This window comes from Desulfuromonas carbonis (genome assembly GCF_054658035.1).
In genome coordinates this window covers 387,529-409,129 of sequence record NZ_BAAHXR010000002.1, presented here as the reverse complement: position 1 = coordinate 409,129, position 21,601 = coordinate 387,529, and the positions used below count along the sequence as shown (strand labels likewise).

Below are 21,601 nucleotides of genomic sequence, written 5' to 3'. Positions count from 1 at the left end.
GTTTTTTGGTAAACTTTCGTGCCTATATGGTCTGCGAAAGGAGGAAGGGGCTTGAGTCCATCTGCGTCGCCGAAAACAGGCTTTGCCACCGTACTTGCGGCGGTTCTATCGCTTAGCCTGGCTGAGCAACGCAAGATTCTCGCCAAGCTGAAGACACGCGTTGGCAGCGATCCGCATACGGTCGAGAGCTTCATCAAGGATCTGCGCGACAAGCGATTCCGAAAGGGCTTCGCCTGTCCACACTGCCATTGCGAGAAAGTCGTGCGCAACGGCACCCAGAATGGTCGCCAGCGCTATAAATGCAGCGACGCGGGCGGCTGCGGCAAGACCTTCTCCGATCATACCCACACGCCCTTTCGTGGCACGCACTACCCAGAAAAGTGGCTGACGTACATGGAGCACATGGTCAATGGCTACTCAATCCGGAAATCAGCCAAGATCCTAGGCGTAGCCATTTCGACAATATTCACCTGGAGGCACAAGCTGCTCGCCGCCCTGAAGCGCATGGAATTGGGTGATTTCGAGGGTATGCTGGAGGTCGATGAAACCTACTTCCTCTACTCTGAGAAGGGCAACAAACACATCGTCGGTCGCGATCCTCGCAAACGAGGCGGCACAGCAAAGAAGCGCGGGATTAGTAAGGAGCAGGTCTGCGTTGTTGTCGCCAGGGATCGCACGAAGCAAACCCACGCCAGGGTTGCTTGCCTCGGTCCGGTCAATAAGGTCAAGGCGAAAGCTCTGCTATCGCCCTATACAGGCTCTGTTTCAACCGTCTGTAGCGACGCCAATGGCACCTGGCGCATCGTATCCGGTGAAATCGGCGTTGGCCACATGGAACTGAACATGAAGCGCAACCGCCGAGTGATTAAGGGGATCTATCACATTCAAAACGCCAACGCCTTCCATAGTCGCCTGAAAGACTGGATGGACCGGTTCAAGGGGGTTGCAACGAAGTACCTGGACAACTACCTCACCTGGTTCCGGTTTATTGATGCACACGCCAAAGAAGCCATGACGGCAAAGAAGCTTGAATTGCTTCTCACCGCTTGCTTGCCCATCTCACCTGATCGGTATGTTGATATCAAGAACACACTGCTAGTGCTGCCATAGTCAAACTTCCTTAAACAAATACGCCCCCATTTGCTAGCATGCAGATGGGGGCGTGTAATTAAGTAGTGATTTCTATGTCAAAAAGAGTTCGGCCACGGTAGAGAGCTGTGCATAATTCTCAACACATGGACTCTTTTTCCTTTTATTCGGTATACCGCAATGAATGATGTCCTGAGAATAACCAATTCAAAGGTTCCCTGCACACGGCCACGCCTTCCTCTCTCGGGGAAATCTTTGAGTGCCATGACTTGGTTATATACTTCATCGACCTGTTTCACTGCGGCCCGTGGGTCATCCTGGGCGATGTAGTCGACGATAGAGTCTAGGTCGCGCTCAGCCTTTGGCCGCCACTCTATTTTCACTGCGAGGCCTTTTGGCCGCCCATTTTCAACAGGGCTTCGCGTTTTTTGGCCCAGCGACTACCGACTTCCTCGTGAGAAATAAACTCTGCACCAGGTTTGTCAGCCTCCTCTAGTTCAGCCACTACCTGTTCTCTGAACCACTTATCGTACTCGGCGGCTTCGTTCTCAGGAAGTTTGACCTCGAATGGGAGTCCTCTCTCAAGAACAACCTGGTGGAGGAAAAGGCGAATGGCGTCACTCATAGAAAGGCCGAACCTCTTCAAGAGAATTTGAGCCTCCTGCTTGGTTTCAGGGTCGATTCTTGAACGGATTGTTGTTTCTTTCATGATATTTATAGCTCCACTGTGGTCTATTTGTAGTAATATTGTAGCCCCAGTGTGGCTTTTTATCAAGAAAAAAAATCGAGCCAAACATAAGCCGCATAATTGGCAAATCAACTTAATTCGCTAACAGAGCCTTCTTGATAGTATCCCCTACGTAAATATGTCAGTACCCGAAGGGACAACGAAGGAGGTAGAAGCAGTTTGTGAAGACATAGATCTACTGGTAGAAATCATGTGGGAAGAGGTGAGGACGAGTGGGCGCAAGCTGTGTGATGTTTTGATGATGTTATAGAAAATAGGCTAGCCTTGGAAGATACGATACGCAGCGGTCAAGGGACATATTCTGTCATACAGGAATGATATGCGATTGTTAACAAAACTGCAGGAGGGTAAACCATGGGTTTTTGGAAAGTGCTAGGTGGCGTAGCCGCTGGAGTTGGAGCAATAGTCGCCTTGCCTGTTGCAGGGCCGATAGGTGCTGTGACCGCAGTAGGCGCTCTTGTCGGTGGAAGTATTGGCGGCATTGGAGGTGCTATTGCCTCGGCAGTGGACGAAGAGGAAAAGAAAGAAATCCGTCGCGAAACGGAACGAACCCATACGGCTGAGGAAAGTATCAAGGTTAAGAAGCTTGTCGCCGCTCTTGAGGAAGCTGAAAAGAGATTGAAGGCAGATCGGGATTATTTCAACCTGCTGATTGCCTTATTTGCGGTTGGAATTGCCGTTGCTAGTTGCGATGAATGTATCGATCCTGAGGAAATGGAAGAGATTGAAGAATTTGTTGCAGGTATTGGACACGCAAATCTCCCCCCTCACGTTAAAGGCATGATAACCAAGCTCAAGAACAATCCTCCTAATTTCAACACCGCAATGAAGCATGTTGAAAAAGTAGACCGTGACTCATGGGGGTTGTTCGGTGATGTGATTGACCTTATCTCCAGAGCAGACGGTACTGTCTGTAAAGAGGAAGTTGCATTTAAGCAGGCTTGGCAGGTACATATCGCTGCATAAATACGAGGACGATGACATGACTGACAGGGTTGATCGCTATAAAACGCGCAAAAATATATTGTCTGAACTCAAAGAGTCTCCTCAAACTATATTTGCAGTTGATGAGGCACTCCTAAGGCAAATGCTCTTGTCGAAGATTGATATCGAATCAATCAATGCAATTGAAAGCCTGCAAAATCGGCACTATGACTTCAAGTTCGATGTCGAGGTTACTAGCGCTGAAGTGAAAGAAACACTTGGTGCAATTGAAGGCAGGTTTGATCAAGAGAAATTTGATGGCTTGGTCTCCTCTTGCAAACACACGGTTTTGTCAAACATCATAAAACCCTTTGGCCTTGCGAGAGTTCTCTTCCAGGACGTGAACGGCGGCAATGTCACTACCATTCACAATGCGAAACAAGGTGTTTATGCGAAAGAGGAGGACAAGTATTCAAGGGCAAAGTATGACAAAGGCACCAATAGTGAAGGAGGAAAGTTCGCCGGAGCCGGAAAGAGTTCGGTGGGTGCTGAGTTCACAAGAGAGCAACTCGACGGTCAGGGCTCTCTGACGGATGGTTACACTGGGAAAACAGAGCTAGGCAAGGACACAAGCCCAGACCATGTAGTCTCGTGTTCAGAGTTCCATAAGAACGGGGGCTTTATGCTCTCCGATGAACGGAAGGCGGATTTTGCTACTGACAAGGGTAATTTAGTATCGACCCGAAGAGACATCAATCAGTCGATGAACGACCACGACAAAAAGGAGTGGATGGACAACAAGGCAGGAGGCAGAGATAAAACCAATGCCGAGCATTTTGATGTTGATCGCGAGAGAGTCGAAGAAAAATACGCTCAAGGAAAAGAGGTAGCCCAGAAGCATGCTCCAACCTTAACTGACAAGGGTAAGTACTACACAAAAAACATTGCAGAGACCGGCGTACATGAAGGTCTGAAAATGGGGTTTCAGCAGTCCTTAGGACTCTTATTGCACGAGGTGGTCTCAGCAATATTTTCTGAAATTCAAGATATATACAGAAACGGCTACAGCGGTGGACGGCCCGATGACACCTTTTTCCGCACATTGAAGGATCGGTTGATGCGCATAGTCAATCGGGTACTGGCTCGGTGGAAGGATGTCGTGAAATCATTTGGAGAAGGAGCTATAAGTGGCTTCTTTTCAAATCTGGTTACGGTCGTGATCAATATGTTTGTTCGTACAGGGAAGCGCGCAGTGCGAATTATCAGGGAAGGTTTTTTCTCGCTACTCAAAGCCATCAAGATGTTGGTCAATCCTCCTGAAGGCATGTCCTCGGCCCAGGCCGCACATGAGGCAACAAAGCTGATAGCAGCTGGCCTTACGATAGCTGGCGGCGTTTTGATAGAGCAAGCAATTGACAATTTAATTGGAAAAATACCCTTTCTCGATCAGTTTGCTGACGTACTAACTTCAGTCGTAGTTGGGATGGCGACTGGCTTGGCAACAGTCTTTATAGTCTATGCCTTAGACAAACTTGACTTGTTTGGTGTAAATGCTATCGAAAGACATGAGCAGGTGCTCAATGAACTGAACGGCGAGCTTGACATGGCTTTCGAAAGAGGAGAGCTAATTATCCAGGAGTATGGACTGGCTTAGGTCGTAACCTCTTGGTCGGCCAGCTGGAGGGATCCTTTATGAGATTTTGTTTGGTAAACGTTCAACGTAGGGAATAGAGGGTGTAAAAAAGATTGTGTAAATGGCCATTCAGGGGTACACCGGGACCCCACCCTCTAAGGAGCCCCCATGGCCATCGAAAAAGATCTGCTGGACCGTCTGCTTGCCGACTACAAGAAGCCCGAAGACCTGATCGGCGAAACCGGCTTGCTTAAACAGCTCACCAAGGCCCTTCTGGAACGAGCTTTGGAAGCGGAATTGACCCAACACCTGGGGCACGAGAAGCATGCTCCCGTGGCCACGAAAGGCGGCAATGCCCGCAATGGCAAGTCGGCCAAAACCATCAAGGGCGAATTCGGCAAACTGCCGATCGAGGTTCCGCGTGACCGGGACAGCAGCTTCGAGCCGCTCATCATTCCCAAGGGCCAGACCCGCTTCGCCGGCTTCGACGGCAAGATCATCTCCCTCTACGCCCGGGGGATGACGACCCGGGAGATCCAGGGGCATCTGGAAGAGATTTATGGCGTCGAGGTCTCTCCCGCCCTCATTTCCAGCGTGACCGATGCCGTCGCGGACGAGGTCAAGATCTGGCAGAACCGACCGCTCGACGCCCTCTATCCCATCGTCTATATGGACGCGGTCCGGGTCAAGGTGCGAGACAACGGCCACGTCAGCAATAAAGCGGTCTACCTGGCCCTGGGCGTCACCCTGGACGGCATCAAGGAGGTCCTGGGCATGTGGGTGGCCGAGAACGAGGGCGCCAAGTTCTGGCTACAGGTGGTGACCGAGTTGAAAAACCGGGGTGTCGAAGACATCTTCATCGCCTGCGTGGACGGGCTCAAAGGTTTCCCCGAGGCCATCGAAGCAGTCTTTCCTCGCACCCAGGTCCAGCTCTGCCTCGTTCACATGGTGCGCCATTCTCTCCGCTACGTCTCCTGGAAACAGCGCAAGGAAGTGGCGGCCGATCTGAAGTCCATTTACCAGGCCGCGACGGCCGAGCAGGCCGAAATGAACCTGACGGAGTTCGAAGCGAAGTGGGATAAAACCCACCCCTCCATCGGCCAGTCCTGGCGGCGCAACTGGGAGAGAATCACCCCTTTTTTCGCCTACCCGGCGGAGATTCGCAAGGTGATCTACACCACCAATGCGATCGAATCGCTGAACATGTCGCTGCGCAAGGTCACCAAGAACCGGGGCTCATTCCCCAACGACGCAGCCATGTTCAAACTGCTCTACCTGGCGCTGAACAATATCGCCAAGAAATGGACCCTGCCGATTCGGGACTGGAAGGCCGCCCTCAACCAGTTCTCTATCTTGTTCGAAGGCAGGTTGCCGGTTTACTGACGACAAAAACCCAAGCCATTTACACAAACTGATTTACACCGCCAGGGAATATGGAATTTAAATCAATTCGTGGGTGTGGAAAGATCCAGGAGTACCGGAAACAGTTGGGGGACATTAGTTCCAAGATTGTAACCGGTCAATTTCTTAATGATCTTCTCCAGGAGTTTGCGAAGGTTTCTACAGAACTTTTCAACATAACTGGTGAAATGCCATTTTGGTATAAAGAAAGACAACTATCCTCAGTTCTGCTTCCATGTTTCTACAATCTTGGCTATGGAGCCCTTCAGGAAATACCTACGCGAAGAAAGCCGCATGGTGAGGATGATTCCCACGGTTGGCTGGATTATTGGGTTCAGAGAGGGGATAAGCATGTATTTCTGATGGAGGTGAAGCATGGCTGGCTTTTTTTGGGGAGCCAATTACTTAGTGACCGTAATATGAAAAGTTGGAATGAAGCCATAGCCCAATTGAAAAAAATAAAGAAAAATCAAAGAGATCTTCTATTTGATGGGATGGCTGGTCATCGGGTTGCCTTCATGGTTCTACCGATCTGGAGAACTCTGAAAAAAGCTGAAGAAGGCAAGCTTTATAAAAATTTTCCTACTCCTGAAGAAGATCTTTGTAGCCTTGCTGACAGAATTCTGGATACGAAAAATCTTGACCTTGATTGGATGGGGATTTGGTCATTGCCAGCGGATATGCAATATGTTTTTGAGAATAAGAAACAGACCAGAAGAATGGTCATTCCCGGGGTGATTATGCTGGCAAAAATCATTTAAATGCGCCCTATTTCTCCTGACATGTGATGATGTTTTTCGATAAAGTCTCAGCTGTGAAGAGGGTGTAAAAAAGATTGTGTAAATGGCCATTCAGGGGTACACCGGGACCCCACCCTCTAAGGAGCCCCCATGGCCATCGAAAAAGATCTGCTGGACCGTCTGCTTGCCGACTACAAGAAGCCCGAAGACCTGATCGGCGAAACCGGCTTGCTTAAACAGCTCACCAAGGCCCTTCTGGAACGAGCTTTGGAAGCGGAATTGACCCAACACCTGGGGCACGAGAAGCATGCTCCCGTGGCCACGAAAGGCGGCAATGCCCGCAATGGCAAGTCGGCCAAAACCATCAAGGGCGAATTCGGCAAACTGCCGATCGAGGTTCCGCGTGACCGGGACAGCAGCTTCGAGCCGCTCATCATTCCCAAGGGCCAGACCCGCTTCGCCGGCTTCGACGGCAAGATCATCTCCCTCTACGCCCGGGGGATGACGACCCGGGAGATCCAGGGGCATCTGGAAGAGATTTATGGCGTCGAGGTCTCTCCCGCCCTCATTTCCAGCGTGACCGATGCCGTCGCGGACGAGGTCAAGATCTGGCAGAACCGACCGCTCGACGCCCTCTATCCCATCGTCTATATGGACGCGGTCCGGGTCAAGGTGCGAGACAACGGCCACGTCAGCAATAAAGCGGTCTACCTGGCCCTGGGCGTCACCCTGGACGGCATCAAGGAGGTCCTGGGCATGTGGGTGGCCGAGAACGAGGGCGCCAAGTTCTGGCTACAGGTGGTGACCGAGTTGAAAAACCGGGGTGTCGAAGACATCTTCATCGCCTGCGTGGACGGGCTCAAAGGTTTCCCCGAGGCCATCGAAGCAGTCTTTCCTCGCACCCAGGTCCAGCTCTGCCTCGTTCACATGGTGCGCCATTCTCTCCGCTACGTCTCCTGGAAACAGCGCAAGGAAGTGGCGGCCGATCTGAAGTCCATTTACCAGGCCGCGACGGCCGAGCAGGCCGAAATGAACCTGACGGAGTTCGAAGCGAAGTGGGATAAAACCCACCCCTCCATCGGCCAGTCCTGGCGGCGCAACTGGGAGAGAATCACCCCTTTTTTCGCCTACCCGGCGGAGATTCGCAAGGTGATCTACACCACCAATGCGATCGAATCGCTAAACATGTCGCTGCGCAAGGTCACCAAGAACCGGGGCTCATTCCCCAACGACGCAGCCATGTTCAAACTGCTCTACCTGGCGCTGAACAATATCGCCAAGAAATGGACCCTGCCGATTCGGGACTGGAAGGCCGCCCTCAACCAGTTCTCTATCTTGTTCGAAGGCAGGTTGCCGGTTTACTGACGACAAAAACCCAAGCCATTTACACAAACTGATTTACACCGCCGCTGTGAATTTTTTATCCTTATAATTGCCTCTCGCTCGCAGGCTTATACCTGACAGGCTGCCATCGGAGATCAGGAGCTCCTTTATTCTTTTTTTCTGACTGTCATCAAACCCGAATAACAACAAAACGACATCCTTTGAGAGATGTTCAGGCAGGGGGAGGGTAGACCCGTCGAGGTCAAAGACATTCCACATTATTTCGACAAAATTCCGGTATTGCTTGAGCATCAATTCGCCATTGTCGCGGATCTGATTTTTGTAGCGCCCAATCTGCCTTCTGATGTCGGGAACGGTACCCTTCTCCGACCAGAGCTCCTTGTTGGAAAAGTGCTTTGCCTCAAAGAACTTCAATGTTTTTGAGTTTTTGTCAAAAAACAATAGATCAATCCGGTCCTGCCTTGCCCGCCTGGTGGTCCTGTCAGGGGACTCCCAGGAATCCTGCTCACTATCGGTCTCGTCCTGTCTTCTCAGTGAGACCTCAATGTCAAGAATGACAACATTTGCCTCTTTCCCGAAAGGGGAGGAATTGGCATACAGACGTGACACCGCTTCAGCCTCAATCCCTGAGTACAGTCGGCAATTGGCTTTGATGGTTTCATACCCAGCCAGAAAATTTTGGATGGGGATAGCATTCTGCAGGTCGTTTTCAGTTATGTACGGTCTCCTGTAGGTCAGTGCGGAGGCGTATTTGATGTGCGTAGAAAAGGAGTCCGTGAAGCTGAATAATTTTCCGCCGCCATAATAGAAATCGATGCGATTCCTTCTGATGGAAGGAAATACTTCCCCGGACAATATGTCAGGAAGCAGTTTCTTTAGGAATAGCTCCTGTCTTTTGAGGTCGGCAATCTGCTCGGATTTCAAAGTTCTCGCGAAGTCATTTCCAGCCATCACAACTCCTTCATCTTTATAATTTCCGCTCGATCTTAGATTACGTTTTTGGAGCTGTAAAACGATTTGTCAGCCAATTGAAAATCCCAAAGTTTTCCGGGTCGGGAGATCCTTCAGATCCCCTTCAATTCTCAGCAGCTTTATTATCTCGTGAATATTCTGGTCTGGCGCCAGAAATTTCCGTTTCTGGCGGACGGTGGCAAAGTCACCCGGGGTTAAGTGGTGGACATCGGTGATTGCAGGAAGAGGCTCATCAATGCCAAAGAAATGGGAAAAGGCCAGTATCACCTGATCCTCCCGGAGAAAATCGAAGTGACACTTAAAAGTAAACCGGCGCAGTGATGCCTGATCCAGTCGATCCATCAGGTTGGTGGTACAGGCGAAGGGGAGGGCATGGTTTTCCATCCAGGTCAGCATCTCGTTGACCTGGGAGATTTCCCATGACCGTTGGGCATAGCGTCGGTCACCCAACAACGAATCAGCCTCATCAAAGACAAGAAAACTCTCCTTTTCAACGGCCTCCTCAAAGGCCAGCGCAATATTCTGTTCGCTCTCCCCCAGATACTTTGAAATCAGGTCCGATGCCCGTTTCAAAAGAACCGGCATACCAAGACGCTCGGCCAGGTAGCGGACATAGGCGGTCTTGCCAGTTCCTGGGGGGCCATAGAGACACAGGGAGAAGTTTCGATCGTTTGAACTGGCCAGGTTGTCGGCGAGCCGTCCGAGATCCGTGTCGGCATTGATCAGTTCCGGGAGGTAGAGCTGCTGTTTCTTGTTCTGCCTCATAGGATTGCGTCCGGTGGTCGCTTTGATAATGCCTTGGGTGGCGAACTGGAAGTCCTCCAGGTTGTGACCGACGAGACCCGCAAAGCGAACGGCGTTGTCTGCAACTGCCGGGGCAATTTCGATCATCGAAAGCTGGTTGATTTCATCTTCCGGCAGCGAGACCTGATGCTTGTCCAGCAGCCGGCGCCAAACATTGGCCCGCGATCGGGCAGGGGGGACCTTGATCTCGATGGCCAGGGCCATGCGGCGAATGACACTTTCGTCGAGAAGCGCGGCATCGTTGATGGTCCAGAGGGTCGGTACCGGGTTGCTCTCGAACAGGCGGTTGGTGAAAACTTTTGAGCCCATGCTGAGCTTGCCACCAAAAAACATGGCCAACCCCTTGTTCTCAAACAGGTCATCCATCTCGTCAAACAGCAGCAGGCTGTCCTTCTGGTAACGCAACAGGCTCTGCGCCAGTTTCAGGGCACTGGTGCGCTCCTTGCGACTTGGCTCCTCGCCCATTTCGTCTGTTTCGCAGAGGGCATAGAGATTCAGCTGCAGCTGGTGCGCCAGGGTTTTGCAGAATTCGGTCTTACCTGTGCCGGGTGAACCCCAGAGCAGGATATTTACGCCGGACATATTGTTTTCGACGACACGCTTCAGAAAGGTCGCCAGCTTCTCCCGTGCCGGTTCAAGATGGTCAAAGTCCTCCCATGCCAGACTGGCCCTGGCAGGCTCTCCAAGGATGTGGGTGCGAACATCCGTGAGGCTTGCCAAGGTCTTTTGCATAGCAGCGAAGATAACGTCTGGAACATTGAAACAGTCATCGATATCCTTGCCGAGGTGCGGCGGTTGAAAGATTACTCCTGAGGAGAGCAGTCTGCCCGAGGGGCTCAGCCGCTCTCCAAGCTCTTTTCTTTCGACACCCAAACAGATGCCCAGCAGCTCATAAACACTCATGTGCGCACGGGTGAGGTCATTGAAGAGACTGCTGAGTTGATCGTGAATTCGATATCGGATAATCAGACCAAAGATTTCAGTTTCCAGCGGGTCCAACTCCAGTTCACGGGCGATCACTGAAATGTTTTTGGCAAGAGGGCCTGGCTCGGCATTGCGAATTGCCTTTTTGCGAGCGGCAACGGCCTTGCCGATTTCTTTTATTGTTGGCTGGAAAAGCTTCCGGCCTCCTTCATTCCTAAGAACGGCACCCTGCAGCTCACCCATTTTGTCCAGAAGGTGGTCGTTGTTGGTATCCATGCCGAGAAAAGGCAAGGCGGTCTCCAGATAATCACAGACTTCCTTTAAGGAAGGGGCGGTGAGGGTGTTGCTTTTCAACAGCGCCTCCAGGTAATGGATAATAACCAGTTGTTCGTATAGTTCAGCCATAGTTGCCTCCCGGGTTTTTATTTCAGTGGCTTATAGATACCTCAGGGTGGCGACAGGGCGTGTCGTATCGAATTGTTATTGCCTCGACCACAAGTAAAGACTATAAGATTCTAATGCGACATATTTTGTCGTTACCCTGGGATATAGGTGAGCCATGAACAAAAAATTCAATACATTGCTGAGGCATTGGAAGATGCTGCAACTTCTGGAGACCCGTCAGCCCAAGGATGCGGCACTGATCCGCGAACGGCTGGAGGCAGAGGGGTTCAAGGTCGATCTGAGAACAGTACAGAGGGACCTGCGGGAGTTGTGTGAACTCTTTCCTATTACTTTCGACAACAGCAAGCCGATTGCCTGGCGCTGGGATCGTCATGCCATGTCCTTTGATATTCCGGGGATGGATCGGACGGCGGCCCTGACCCTGAAGATGGTCAATGAGTTTATGGCCCGGTTGCTGCCCAAAAGTTGCCTGGAGTCTCTTGCACCCAACCTGCGACGAGCCGATAGGGTTTTGGGGGATCTGGGAAACAGAGGGTTTGGCTCATGGCCGGAGAAGGTAAGGGTGGTAACCAGGACCCAACCGCTGCAGCCGCCGGAGATTGCCTCGGGAGTCCTGGAGGTGATCTATGAAGCGTTGCTCGACGACCTGCGATTCAAGGGCCAATACCGCAAAAAGGGAGCCAGCAAGTTTGAAGATTATGTTGTCAATCCCCTCGGACTGGTGTTCGCTGAACCGCTGGTCTATCTGGTTGCGACCCTCTGGAACTACGACGACATCAAGCTGCTTCCCCTGCATCGGTTCGGTTCGGTGGAACTGATCACAGAACCGGTTCTAAAACCCAAAGGGTTTCAGCTCGACAAGTACCTGGAACAGGGAGAGCTTAATTTCCCCATGCCGGGGCGCAGAACAATCCGGTTGAAGGTGCTCTTCGAAAGAGAGGCCGCCGCCCATCTTCTCGAAAGCCCCCTGAGTGCCGATCAGAAAATAACGGAGTGTGATGATGACGAAGTAATGCTGGAAGCGACCGTGCTGGATACCCATCAGCTGCGCTGGTGGCTGCTCGGTTTCGGTGATCAGGTGGAAATTGTCGCGCCCAAATCGCTACGCAGGGAGTTCGCCGAGACCGCTCGCAACATGCTGGACAGTTACGGTGATTATTAAGAAGGAGTAGTTGGTTGCAGATAACGCTGCACAAAGGAAAAAAAGGTTGGTGGCAACTGTATCTAGGTGAGGAACAAAACTTGGCTATAGACACTTGATTTAATCTCAGGTGGGTCGAATTCCCCGAAGCTTGCTTCGATGAAAGCGATCAATCTAAACTTTTGATACCCCGTAGCTTGCTGCGGGGAGATTCATTTGCAACCTATTGAGCAGACCAGCTGTAGTGGAGGGTAGACATGACCAAGGGCAACAACCGGAAATTAGGACTAAGCAAATCTCAATACCTGCGTGCTATGCAGTGCCACAAGTCACTCTATCTGTATAAATATCACCCGGAGCTGCGCGAGGAAGCGAGTGCCTCCAAGCAGGCAGTCTTCGACACCGGCACGGCGGTCGGAATCCTGGCCCAGAGCCTCTTTCCTGGCGGCGTGGAGGTCCCTTACGATGGGGTGTCGATTAGCGACCAGATCGAGATGACGAAGCAGGCAATTGATTCTGGGAAGAAGGTGATTTACGAGGCTTCCTTCAATCATGACGGTATTTTCGTGAAGGCAGACATCCTCCGCAAGGTAAGTCGCGGTTGGGAGCTTTACGAGGTGAAGTCCGCCGCTTCTTTAAAAGATATCAACCGGGATGATATTGCCCTCCAGTATCACATCCTCACAGAAGCTGGCCTCCAGATCTGCAAGGCTTATCTGGTGGTCATTAATTCAGGCTACGTCAGGGACGGCGAAATTGACCCGCAACAACTCTTCACCAAATTGGATTTGACCAAGGACGTTCGGGCAATGCAGAAAATGGTGGTGGCCAATCTGGCCAGCATTCGTATCATGCTCAACAAGACAAAGGTTCCAGCCATTGATATCGGCCCCTACTGCAGTAACCCGTATGAGTGCGATTTCTGGGATCACTGCTGGTCACACATCCCCAAGGACTCTGTCTTCGACCTGGCGGGCAAGGGTATCGACAAATTCGGGCTCTATGGAGAGGGGATCGTAAATCTCAAGGACATCCCTCTGGACAGGTTGAATACCAATCAACGTTATCAGGTCGAAATGTTTCTGAATAAGGGCATCGAATTCAAGGCAAGAGAGCTCAAGAAATTTCTGGATGAGTTGTGGTACCCCCTCTGCTTCCTTGATTTTGAAACCTTTATGAGTGCCATCCCTCCGTTTGACGGCACCCGGCCCTATAACCAGATACCATTTCAATACTCGCTCCATACCCTCAAGCGAAAAGGTGGCAAGCTCCATCACTCCCATTTTCTTGGCGCTCCAAACCAGGACCCTCGAAAAGAGCTCTTGGAGCAATTGCTGAATGACATTCCAGAAAACGCCTGTGTACTAACGTTTAACAAGACCTTCGAGATCGGCGTCCTGAAAGCCCTGGCTGTGCAGTATCCGCGTAAGCGCAAACGGATAATGGGGCTGATTGACAATATCCATGATCTGATGGTGCCGTTTCGCCAACGAGATGCCTACCATTGGCAAATGCAGGGGTCGTATTCCATCAAGAAAGTTCTGCCGGCGTTTGTACCTGAAATGTCCTATGACTCCCTTGAGATCTCAGACGGTAGCATGGCGATGGAGGCCTGGCACCTGATGTGTGCAGCACAACCGGGCAGTGAACTTGAGACTTTACGCCGAAATCTTCTGGATTATTGTGAGCAGGATACGCTCGCGATGGTCAGGTTGCTGGAAGTCCTTCAACAGAAAGCAAAAACACCCCTGAAAAAAAGATAGCTGGGCGCCTCTATGCCGTAATATCCGAACTATTGAGACGTGTTATTGCAGCCATTAGCACAGAACCAATCAGACAATCGAGAGTAAGGAGGGAAAGATGAGCATCAAATTGACGGATCTTGAAGCAAAGGTCGAGGAACTGAACCAGAAATATCCACGGCCAAACATGCCTCCTCTTGCCCTGAGTGAATTTGTCTGGGTAAGGGATCAAAGTGTTTCCTGGCCCAACTGTGGTCAGGCAGGCGTTTACTTCCTCTTTGATGAGAATAAAGAGCTACTTTACATCGGCAAGACCTCTTGTAACTCCAATATCGGCAGACGGATTGGTGCCCATTTTTCCTGTGATGGCTCTCCGCGTCTGGAATGGCTGACGAATGTAAAATTTGTGAAATCCATTGGCCTTCCCGAAGGCCGCGGATTTGAAGCGCCAGCAATCGAGGAATTCCTTATTCAGGCGCTCAACCCGATCCTGAACGTTTCCGGGCGAACCGAGTAGGTTTAAATCTTTTCAGGAGGATGTCGTGTCAGACCAGATGCAAAGAACGACCATAGATCAGGAGGGGCCCAATATCCTGCTGAGGTATCGGGCGAGTGGGTCCTTCGAGGTGCTGGCAACCGCTCCTTTTGGTGATTGGGGCAGAGCCGTTGACGCTATCCGAGGTTCTGTTGAGATCATTGGTCAGGTGAACCAGAAAAAATTGTGTGAGGAGCTAAGGGCCGTTGGTTTTTCTGAGGAATCGATAAAATCCATTTGTCTCAGCCTTCGTGAAAGCAGCCGACTCTCTTTAAGGGACATCGATAAAGTCGCCTCAAGCCAAGGCGAGTGGGTGTAACCATGTCTCGGTTATATGGTGTCGATGGGTGCAAGGGGGGATGGATCGCTGCCTTCAGAACTTCTGCAAAGGAAACGATTTCTTTCCGCCGGGTGGATTGCTTTTCTGAGTTTTTCGATGGAACCCAGAGTCCAGAGGTCCTTGCCATTGATATTCCAATCGGCTTGCCGGACAAGGGATCAAGAGGCTGTGACTTATCAGCTCGAAAATTATTAGGACAGGGGAGGGGAAGCAGTGTCTTCCCGGCACCCATCAGGCCGGTGTTTGCTGCCAAGAGCTGGGGGGAGGCTTGCCTCATTCAGAGAGAGGTGGAGAATAAGGGGATCTCCAAGCAGGCATGGGCCATTACGCCAAAGATTCGAGAGGTCGATGAATATCTGAGAAATCATCCCGGGATACAGTCCAGAGTGCGCGAAGTTCATCCCGAAGTCAGTTTTTTTATGATGGCCGGACATCGGCCAATGGCATTCCCGAAGAGGAACCGAGAAGGGCGATCAGAGAGGCTTGCACTCCTGGAAAATGTATTCGGCGAGGAAGTTGGAATCCGGCTGGCGATGAAAACCAAGAATGATTTAGGTTGTGGGGCCGATGACTTGCTGGACGCTTTGGCTGCCCTTTGGAGTGCCGAAAGAATTGCGGGTGGAACTTCTCGGACACTCCCCGAACAGGCCGAATTTGATCGGCAAGGCCTGAGGATGGAGATTATCGCCTGACTAAGCTTCCTGGGCATCCTTAATTTGAGGAGTTGCAAGAGCAAGGATCGTGTCAGTCACCAGCTGCATAGGTCCTCGAAGTTTTTCCACACCAAGAACAATATATCCCTGGGTAACGTCCTTGTCAGAGTGATTCATCAGCCGCTTGAGGATTGAATAAGAGACAACACCCTCCGCAAGACTGGCAAAAGTTCTTCTGAGATCGTGCAGACAAAAGCTTATTCCGGTCGCCTCTTCCACGGCTTGCACCTGCCGCTTCGGTTCTACCAGGTGGCCAGTCTGGCTACTGCCACCCGGGAAGACAAAGTCATTTTCCCTAAGGGCGAGTCTCCGTTTGAAGATTTCCACAATAAACGTGCTCATCGGCAGGGTGTGCGGTTTGCCATCTTTGGTTTCCCGAATCGTAAATGTCTTGTCCTTGAGATCCACATCCCGCCATGCAAGAGAAAGGGCTTCGTTCTTGCGAAGGCCGGTAAAGAGGAGGAGTAGCAGATAGTCGCTGGCCGCAGGGTTTTCAAGGCTCAACACAGCCGAATACCAGCGAGGCAACTCGTGCTCTTTAAGAACTGTCTGACGCCGACCAACTCGAAACCATTGACGGGAATCAGAAAGACGCTGCACAGGGTTTGGCGGCAGGTTGCCGTCTGTGACAGAAAGCGCAAAGTTATAAAGGCGCCGGACCAGTCGCAGCGCATTATTGGCCGTTGCTTCCCCTGATACCTTGTGCAATCTTGATATGTCTGGCCGCGACCATGTCCCGGCTGATTTCCTCAAGTGGCTTATTGGCCCAGTCGGAGAGATGGCAGTTTAACAAGCTGCGGTCAACACGAATGGTATGGGCTTTCATGGAAGGACGCGTTGCGAGGTAGAGTTCGTATATCTCCTGGAGAGAATTACCCCGAATACGGGACTTGCTCTTCTCTCGATTTACATCCATACCAGAGGACAGCTGCCCTAACGTCAAGATGGCCTCGGTGCGTGCCTTGTCCAATCGCATAATCCCATGCCGGCCAATAGAGACCCGTGTCAGTTTCCCGTTGACTCGTTTCATGACGAAATAGGTCTTGGTCCTCGATGAAACCCTACAACCAAAGCCCTTCAGCTCCGTATCCCAATAGTCAACCTGCTTGCCGTGCTCGGCAAGGGGTAGCTTGTCGACAACACTTAAGGTCAGTTTGAGCTTATTTTGAGCCATAAATCCCTCAACGAAAGATAGGGCTGATCCACGAGCTGAAGGTCGCTCCAGGTAACATATAGGTAACAGAAACCCTGAAATTTCATAAAACACCCAAAAAGATTATAAAGCAAAAAACCAAACAAAACAATACATTGCGAAACTACGTAAAAATTACTAAAAGTCAGAAAATCAGCTTCCCAAGCTGAAGGTCGCGGGTTCGAATCCCGTTTCCCGCTCCAGAAAATGACGACGGAACCCTAATTTTGGGTTCCGTTTTTCTTTTGTGCGCCAGGCATGGCGCGTAGCGCCTTGACTGGCGCTGTCTGATTCACTGTGGTGGTGAATCAGTGACTTGGGGGTGCAAGTCCCCTGCGGACCCTGATGGCGGGAACCGCTAGCCGGACGGCAAGGGTGTCCATCGCGAGGTGGAATCTGAAGGAAGCCGCAGGCAAAATCCCGGTCCGACGAACAGAAACCGCATGAGGCAGTCTCATCCGGGCGAGAAGGCCAATATCTTCAAAGCCCGATAGCCATCCGGGAGGGTGGGGCTGTAGATGCGGCGGGTAGATGGGAGGAAGGTCACGCGCATTACCCTGGGAGATCTGTCGGTCTGCCTCGTGCTACCGTCACCGTAAGGTGTCGGGACGGGCCGGCAGAAGTCAGCAGAGGCCGTAGTAGCCGGAGTAACCACCCGGCAAAGGGCCGAACACGAGGCGTCGTTTCAGGAGACTCGCGTTTCGATGACGACAAGAGCAGCAGAAGTCCCGGTCGAGATACCGGGAGCCGTCCCGGAGGGCAGCGGCCGGAAGCCGCCCGAACATGATGGCGGCCTTAGAGCGGGTGGAAGCCAACAAGGGCGCCCCCGGCATCGACGAGATGACGACGGGCGAGCTTCGCGGTTTTCTTAAGGAGAAGTGGCCGACCATCAGGGAAGAGTTGCTGAATGGAACGTATCGTCCCCAGCCGGTGCGGAAGGTGGAAATCGAGAAGCCCGACGGGGGAGTGCGCACCCTGGGAATCCCCACGGTGTGCGATCGGCTCATTCAGCAGGCGCTGCATCAGGTGCTGACGCCGCTATTCGATCCGGACTTCTCCGACAGCTCCTACGGGTATCGTCCCGGACGGAGCGCCTGGCAGGCGGTTAGAGCCGCCCGTCGGCATGTCGCCGACGGCAAGCGCTGGGTGGTCGATATCGACCTGGAGAAGTTCTTCGACCGGGTGAACCACGACATACTCATGTCGCGGGTGGCCCGTAAGGTCGAAGACAAGCGGGTATTGCTGCTCATCCGGCGGTACCTGCAAGCCGGAGTGCTCGAAGGCGGGCTTGTGTCGCAGCGGGTGGAAGGGACGCCGCAGGGCGGCCCCTTATCCCCCCTACTGTCGAACATCCTGCTCGACGAGTTCGACAAGGAACTGGAGAGGCGCGGTCACGCCTTCTGCCGCTACGCCGACGACTGCAATATCTACGTGCAGACCAGGCGTAGCGGCCAAAGGGTCATGGCCAGTCTCACCCGCTTCCTGGAAGAGCGGCTGGCACTCAAGGTCAACGGCGCCAAGAGCGCCGTCGACCGCCCATGGAGGCGAGTCTTTCTGGGCTACAGCATGACCTTTCACAAGAAACCCCGCCTCAAAGTGGCGGAGTCGAGAGTGAAGCGGTTCAAGGCCAAAATCAGGAAGGTCTGCCGCCGGGGGAGGGGACGCAGTCTCGCTCAGGTCATCAAAGAAATCACCCCGAAGCTACGGGGGTGGGCCTCTTATTTCCGCCTGGCGGAGGTCAAAGGCATTTTCGAAGATCTGGACAAATGGCTGCGGCGGAAGCTGCGCTGCATTCTATGGCGACAGTGGAAGCGCCCCTATACCCGGGCCAAGAGGTTGATGCAGCGGGGATTGCCGGAAGCCCGGGCGTGGAAATCGGCCACGAACGGGCGAGGCCCCTGGTGGAACTCAGGGGCCTCGCACATGAATGAAGCGTATCCGACATCCTTCTTTCGCTACTTGGGGCTGATCCGCTTGACCGATCAGCACCGCCGCTTTCAGAGCGCCTTGTGAACCGCCGTGTACGGAACCGTACGCACGGTGGTGTGGGAGGACGGCGGGGGCGACCCCGCCTCCTACCCGATCCCTGATATTCAACTCTCGGTAGGCCCGGCTTCCTTTTGCAAATCTGGTTGGACGGATAAAAATGGCGGTCAGAGGGAGATGATCGGAAGCCTGCCGGGCCAGGGGAGTTTTGACAACCTGTTTTTCAAGTAAACGGACCGGCGGGTCGGCAAAGATATGGTCGAGGCTGAACAGCGGCCAGCGCGACGGAAAGGTTGCGGGAGAGTGAATCTGCTGAAAATGGCGCTGCAGCCAACGCCGCGGCCGCCCCCAGATAAACCATTCGTTGAAATCCCCCATCAGAATCAGTGGCACCCGGTCGACGGCTGACAAACAATCAATCAATTGAAGTACCTGCCCACGGCGCTCGCTGGCACGCAGGCCAAGGTGGGTCACCGCGACCTGTAGCCTTTCACCGTGCCAATCGACGTGAACAATCAGCAGCCCCCGCGGTTCACGCCCCCCGGTGATGCTGATATCGTAACGCTCCACCTTGAGAACCGGCAGCCGGGTCAACAATGCATTGCCGTAATCCCCGGTTGTCCGCTGCATGGTCGGCCCGGCGATTACTTCCAAACCGGTCAGGGCATGCAGGATCTGAAGGTCATTTCCGGCCGGGTGGATGTGGTTGTCGACCTCCTGCAGTCCGATCAAGTCGGCCCGCAGCTGCCGGAGGACCTCTGCCGTCCGCGGCAGGTTTCTTTGACCGTCCTGTCCGATCCCCATGTGGATGTTCCAGGTTGCCAGTCGCAGCTGTTTTTCATCCATTCTGCCGCTCGTTTTTTCGTGCCAGCCAGCGTTTTCCCCCCCACAGAATCAAAGCTGCGCCGCACAGGGCTACGATGGCCAGGGCTAGGGTGCCGCCGTGCGGGTTGCGCAACGCCCGCTCCAGCCCTTCTTCGAACACCATGATTGCCAGGATTCCGGGACACATGCCAATGGCGGTCCCGATCAGAAAGGAGCGGGCGGAGATATGTGATGCGCCGGCAACCATGTTGACGATGGTGAAGGGCGCGATCGGCACGACCCGAACCAGAGCGACGGCCAGCCAGCCCCGTCGGGCGAGCTTGCGGCTGAGGCGGTTCACTCTTTCTCCGCCCAGTTTGCTCACCACGTCCCGGCCCAGCCAGTGCCCCATCAGGTAGCTCGCCAGTCCTCCCAGGATACTGCCGGAAATCGCCAGCACAAAACCGGTAATGGAACCGAAACTGAGGGCGGTGGCAAGAATGAGAAGATTGACCGGAAACATCAGGCAACTGCCGACCACGTAAATGGCAAGCACGATCGGAATGGTCATCGAGCTTTCGCGAACGGCGTCCGCTGCCGCGAGCAGGTTGGCGAGATTCAGCCACTCTTTCAGCGGCGACCAGCGCCAGAGGATGGCCAGAAGAATAGCGCTGACGATAACGGCGAAAAATCCCCAGGCCTTGGTTCTGATGTCACCAGCTTCCGCGTCCGATTTCTGAGGGGTCCCGGTCCCGAAGAGATCGAACAACCGATCGACGCTGCCGGGGCGTTCCGGATCGAACATGATTTCAGCGGGAAAATATTCCAATGGGGTTTCGTCGTCGGAAGTCGGCAAAATTTTCAGCGCGCGCTGGTCATTGTCCAGGGCATCGATGGTCGCAAGGAGAGAGCCGCTTCTGGCGAGGTGATCGGCAACTACCTGGATCTCGGTCCCCAAGTGTTCGGCGAGGAGCCGGTTGCGGAAGCGAGCGATCGTCTTGGCGATCCCCTTTTGTCCATCGGCCGACAACGCCAGATTGCACTCAGTGTCAAAGCCCATCGAGCGGTTGCTCAGGTTTGCGGAGCCGACGGTCAGGAGGGTATCGTCGGCGATCAGGAGCTTGCTGTGGACTATGATGACATCCGTGGTCAGGCCGGCCCGCTCCGGATAATAGACCCTGAGCCGGCCATTCCGGTCGGCGGCAAGCAGGCGCTTCTGAATCCCCTGCCGCAGGGCGCCCATGGTTTCTTCTTCCAGCCAGCCAGGACATTTGCGAGGGAGGACCAGCACAACCTCCGGCCCTTCCGCCTGCTGCAGAGATTCTTCCAGGGCCGCGCAGATGGCATGGGAGCTCAGGTACTGATTTTCCATGTAGATGAAAGACTCTGCCCGGGTGACGGCGTCGCGGTAGAAGGTTTCGATCTCACGAACTTCGGCCTGACCATCGTAGGCCGGTTCGGTCCTGAGGATGGCGAGGCGGACCTCCCGGTGATCAGGGCTGATGCTCTGCGGCCAGGGATCGTGGCCATACTCTGTCGGTTCGGGAAGTTGCTCCCCGGTCGCACGGTCCCAGCGGCGTCGGGCGATACACCCGAGCTCCCTGGCCGCTTCGCCATCGACCAGCATCTGGACATCGTGGACCGGCCCATAGCTGGTTCCGCGCTCGGTCCGCTCGGGATGGTTCGGCAGATGTTCGGAAGTATCCCAGCGGAAACTGGCGAGGTCGAAGCCACCGACAAAGGCCACCAGATCGTCGATGACGACAATCTTCTGGTGATGACAGGCGCCGACCGGGTGGTTGTCATCGAACTCGAAATGTACCCGTTCATGACTCATCCAGCCCAGACTCAGCCAAGACAGGGTCTCCCGTTCCAGGGAGTAAAACATGGCGAAGTCCCACTCGAGGATATAGATGTGGAGGTCGGGATGTTCTTTCACCAGGCGATCAACAAACTCGCCCAAAGTTTCGGCAGTCCCCTTCTTTCCCCGTCGCAGCCGGGTCCGGCTGTCGACATCCCAGCCGAGAATATAAATGGCCTGCCGGGCAGATTCGCAAGCATCGGCGACGGCGCGATAGTAGTCCTCACCGTCGACAAGGAAAGCAATGCGCTGCGCTCTCGACAACCGATAACAATTTTTCCCTTCATGAAAATACATATTCGA

General features: G+C 53.2%; 20 protein-coding genes. 12 read left to right on the top strand and 8 right to left on the bottom strand.

Going from position 1 to position 21,601, the window contains the following annotated elements; all coding sequences use genetic code 11:
• The first annotated feature begins 51 nt into the window (after positions 1–51).
• Positions 52–1,110 carry an IS1595 family transposase gene (locus tag ACYQ8E_RS04195; RefSeq protein ID WP_459860210.1) on the top strand — a complete coding sequence of 353 codons (1,059 nt, stop codon included), beginning with the start codon at positions 52–54 and terminating at the stop codon, positions 1,108–1,110.
• Between the two features lie 77 nt (positions 1,111–1,187).
• Here ACYQ8E_RS04195 and ACYQ8E_RS04190 read toward each other — a convergent pair whose 3' ends face one another.
• Both ACYQ8E_RS04190 and ACYQ8E_RS04185 read right to left on the bottom strand, forming a co-directional pair.
• Entirely contained in the window at positions 1,188–1,472 is a 285-nt protein-coding gene (locus tag ACYQ8E_RS04190; RefSeq protein WP_459860209.1) for a type II toxin-antitoxin system RelE/ParE family toxin, read from the bottom strand.
• Entirely contained in the window at positions 1,469–1,798 is a 330-nt protein-coding gene (locus ACYQ8E_RS04185) for a type II toxin-antitoxin system RelB/DinJ family antitoxin (protein ID WP_459860207.1), read from the bottom strand. Before ACYQ8E_RS04185 ends, ACYQ8E_RS04190 begins: the two co-directional genes overlap by 4 nt.
• 393 nt (positions 1,799–2,191) lie before the next feature.
• Between ACYQ8E_RS04185 and ACYQ8E_RS04180 the strand changes: the two genes are divergently transcribed.
• The 5 genes from ACYQ8E_RS04180 to ACYQ8E_RS04160 all read left to right on the top strand — a co-directional run bounded on the left by ACYQ8E_RS04180 (position 2,192) and on the right by ACYQ8E_RS04160 (position 7,900).
• On the top strand, positions 2,192–2,803 hold the full coding sequence (locus ACYQ8E_RS04180) for a hypothetical protein (RefSeq protein WP_459860206.1): 612 nt from the start codon (positions 2,192–2,194) through the stop codon (positions 2,801–2,803).
• 16 nt (positions 2,804–2,819) lie between these two features.
• Positions 2,820–4,415 carry a hypothetical protein gene (locus ACYQ8E_RS04175; RefSeq protein WP_459860204.1) on the top strand — a complete coding sequence of 532 codons (1,596 nt, stop codon included), beginning with the start codon at positions 2,820–2,822 and terminating at the stop codon, positions 4,413–4,415.
• 147 nt (positions 4,416–4,562) lie between these two features.
• Complete coding sequence (locus ACYQ8E_RS04170; protein WP_066722594.1) at positions 4,563–5,777, top strand: IS256 family transposase; 1,215 nt, start codon at positions 4,563–4,565, stop codon at positions 5,775–5,777.
• A gap of 50 nt (positions 5,778–5,827) precedes the next feature.
• Positions 5,828–6,556 carry a hypothetical protein gene (locus ACYQ8E_RS04165; protein WP_459860203.1) on the top strand — a complete coding sequence of 243 codons (729 nt, stop codon included), beginning with the start codon at positions 5,828–5,830 and terminating at the stop codon, positions 6,554–6,556.
• A 129-nt stretch (positions 6,557–6,685) separates the two neighbouring features.
• Positions 6,686–7,900 (top strand): IS256 family transposase, encoded by a 1,215-nt coding sequence (locus tag ACYQ8E_RS04160; RefSeq protein ID WP_066722594.1) that lies wholly within the window; start codon positions 6,686–6,688, stop codon positions 7,898–7,900.
• Between the two features lie 33 nt (positions 7,901–7,933).
• Here the strand turns inward: ACYQ8E_RS04160 and ACYQ8E_RS04155 are convergent, their stop codons facing one another.
• Positions 7,934–8,830, bottom strand: a complete 897-nt coding sequence (locus tag ACYQ8E_RS04155; protein WP_459860202.1) for a hypothetical protein — start codon at positions 8,828–8,830, stop codon at positions 7,934–7,936.
• A 69-nt stretch (positions 8,831–8,899) separates the two neighbouring features.
• Entirely contained in the window at positions 8,900–10,984 is a 2,085-nt protein-coding gene (locus tag ACYQ8E_RS04150) for an AAA family ATPase (protein ID WP_459860200.1), read from the bottom strand.
• A gap of 154 nt (positions 10,985–11,138) precedes the next feature.
• Here ACYQ8E_RS04150 and ACYQ8E_RS04145 point away from each other — a divergent pair, with 154 nt between their 5' ends.
• The 5 genes from ACYQ8E_RS04145 (at position 11,139) to ACYQ8E_RS04125 (ending at position 15,434) form a co-directional block, all read left to right on the top strand.
• The gene (locus ACYQ8E_RS04145) at positions 11,139–12,146 is read left to right on the top strand and encodes a helix-turn-helix transcriptional regulator (protein WP_459860198.1); all 1,008 of its coding nucleotides are present in this window, start codon (positions 11,139–11,141) and stop codon (positions 12,144–12,146) included.
• 236 nt (positions 12,147–12,382) lie between these two features.
• Positions 12,383–13,888, top strand: a complete 1,506-nt coding sequence (locus ACYQ8E_RS04140) for a DUF2779 domain-containing protein (RefSeq protein WP_459860196.1) — start codon at positions 12,383–12,385, stop codon at positions 13,886–13,888.
• 97 nt (positions 13,889–13,985) lie between these two features.
• On the top strand, positions 13,986–14,384 hold the full coding sequence (locus ACYQ8E_RS04135; RefSeq protein ID WP_459860194.1) for a GIY-YIG nuclease family protein: 399 nt from the start codon (positions 13,986–13,988) through the stop codon (positions 14,382–14,384).
• 25 nt (positions 14,385–14,409) lie between these two features.
• Positions 14,410–14,721 (top strand): hypothetical protein, encoded by a 312-nt coding sequence (locus ACYQ8E_RS04130; RefSeq protein ID WP_459860192.1) that lies wholly within the window; start codon positions 14,410–14,412, stop codon positions 14,719–14,721.
• Positions 14,722–14,723: 2 nt separating this feature from the next.
• Positions 14,724–15,434, top strand: a complete 711-nt coding sequence (locus tag ACYQ8E_RS04125; RefSeq protein WP_459860190.1) for a DUF429 domain-containing protein — start codon at positions 14,724–14,726, stop codon at positions 15,432–15,434.
• Here the strand turns inward: ACYQ8E_RS04125 and ACYQ8E_RS04120 are convergent, their stop codons facing one another.
• A complete protein-coding gene (locus ACYQ8E_RS04120) occupies positions 15,435–16,163 on the bottom strand; it encodes a tyrosine-type recombinase/integrase (protein WP_459860189.1) in 729 nt (242 codons plus the stop codon).
• Complete coding sequence (locus ACYQ8E_RS04115) at positions 16,129–16,629, bottom strand: Arm DNA-binding domain-containing protein (protein WP_459860187.1); 501 nt, start codon at positions 16,627–16,629, stop codon at positions 16,129–16,131. Before ACYQ8E_RS04115 ends, ACYQ8E_RS04120 begins: the two co-directional genes overlap by 35 nt.
• 801 nt (positions 16,630–17,430) lie before the next feature.
• On the opposite strand from ACYQ8E_RS04115, the gene ltrA reads away from it, so the two are divergent.
• On the top strand, positions 17,431–18,660 hold the full coding sequence (gene ltrA / locus ACYQ8E_RS04110) for a group II intron reverse transcriptase/maturase (protein WP_459860185.1): 1,230 nt from the start codon (positions 17,431–17,433) through the stop codon (positions 18,658–18,660).
• On the opposite strand, the gene ACYQ8E_RS04105 is transcribed toward ltrA, so the two are convergent.
• Together ACYQ8E_RS04105 and ACYQ8E_RS04100 are read right to left on the bottom strand one after the other, a co-directional pair.
• Entirely contained in the window at positions 18,556–19,479 is a 924-nt protein-coding gene (locus ACYQ8E_RS04105) for an endonuclease/exonuclease/phosphatase family protein (protein ID WP_459860184.1), read from the bottom strand. The genes ltrA and ACYQ8E_RS04105 overlap by 105 nt on opposite strands.
• A complete protein-coding gene (locus ACYQ8E_RS04100) occupies positions 19,472–21,562 on the bottom strand; it encodes a VTT domain-containing protein (protein ID WP_459860182.1) in 2,091 nt (696 codons plus the stop codon). The genes ACYQ8E_RS04105 and ACYQ8E_RS04100 overlap by 8 nt, the downstream gene beginning before the upstream one ends.
• Between the last annotated feature and the right edge of the window lie 39 nt (positions 21,563–21,601).

What these genes read in the sequence shown, in the direction of transcription:
- ACYQ8E_RS04140 (WP_459860196.1), top strand. Translation starts at nt 12,383, where the DNA reads ATGACCAAGGGCAACAACCGGAAATTAGGACTAAGCAAATCTCAATAC.
- ACYQ8E_RS04175 (WP_459860204.1), top strand. Translation starts at nt 2,820, where the DNA reads ATGACTGACAGGGTTGATCGCTATAAAACGCGCAAAAATATATTGTCT.
- ACYQ8E_RS04105 (WP_459860184.1), bottom strand. Translation starts at nt 19,479, where the DNA reads ATGGATGAAAAACAGCTGCGACTGGCAACCTGGAACATCCACATGGGG.
- ACYQ8E_RS04160 (WP_066722594.1), top strand. Translation starts at nt 6,686, where the DNA reads ATGGCCATCGAAAAAGATCTGCTGGACCGTCTGCTTGCCGACTACAAG.
- ACYQ8E_RS04135 (WP_459860194.1), top strand. Translation starts at nt 13,986, where the DNA reads ATGAGCATCAAATTGACGGATCTTGAAGCAAAGGTCGAGGAACTGAAC.
- ACYQ8E_RS04145 (WP_459860198.1), top strand. Translation starts at nt 11,139, where the DNA reads ATGAACAAAAAATTCAATACATTGCTGAGGCATTGGAAGATGCTGCAA.
- ACYQ8E_RS04115 (WP_459860187.1), bottom strand. Translation starts at nt 16,629, where the DNA reads ATGGCTCAAAATAAGCTCAAACTGACCTTAAGTGTTGTCGACAAGCTA.
- ACYQ8E_RS04185 (WP_459860207.1), bottom strand. Translation starts at nt 1,798, where the DNA reads ATGAAAGAAACAACAATCCGTTCAAGAATCGACCCTGAAACCAAGCAG.
- ACYQ8E_RS04155 (WP_459860202.1), bottom strand. Translation starts at nt 8,830, where the DNA reads ATGGCTGGAAATGACTTCGCGAGAACTTTGAAATCCGAGCAGATTGCC.
- ACYQ8E_RS04165 (WP_459860203.1), top strand. Translation starts at nt 5,828, where the DNA reads ATGGAATTTAAATCAATTCGTGGGTGTGGAAAGATCCAGGAGTACCGG.
- ACYQ8E_RS04125 (WP_459860190.1), top strand. Translation starts at nt 14,724, where the DNA reads ATGTCTCGGTTATATGGTGTCGATGGGTGCAAGGGGGGATGGATCGCT.
- ltrA (WP_459860185.1), top strand. Translation starts at nt 17,431, where the DNA reads ATGATGGCGGCCTTAGAGCGGGTGGAAGCCAACAAGGGCGCCCCCGGC.
- ACYQ8E_RS04170 (WP_066722594.1), top strand. Translation starts at nt 4,563, where the DNA reads ATGGCCATCGAAAAAGATCTGCTGGACCGTCTGCTTGCCGACTACAAG.
- ACYQ8E_RS04150 (WP_459860200.1), bottom strand. Translation starts at nt 10,984, where the DNA reads ATGGCTGAACTATACGAACAACTGGTTATTATCCATTACCTGGAGGCG.
- ACYQ8E_RS04180 (WP_459860206.1), top strand. Translation starts at nt 2,192, where the DNA reads ATGGGTTTTTGGAAAGTGCTAGGTGGCGTAGCCGCTGGAGTTGGAGCA.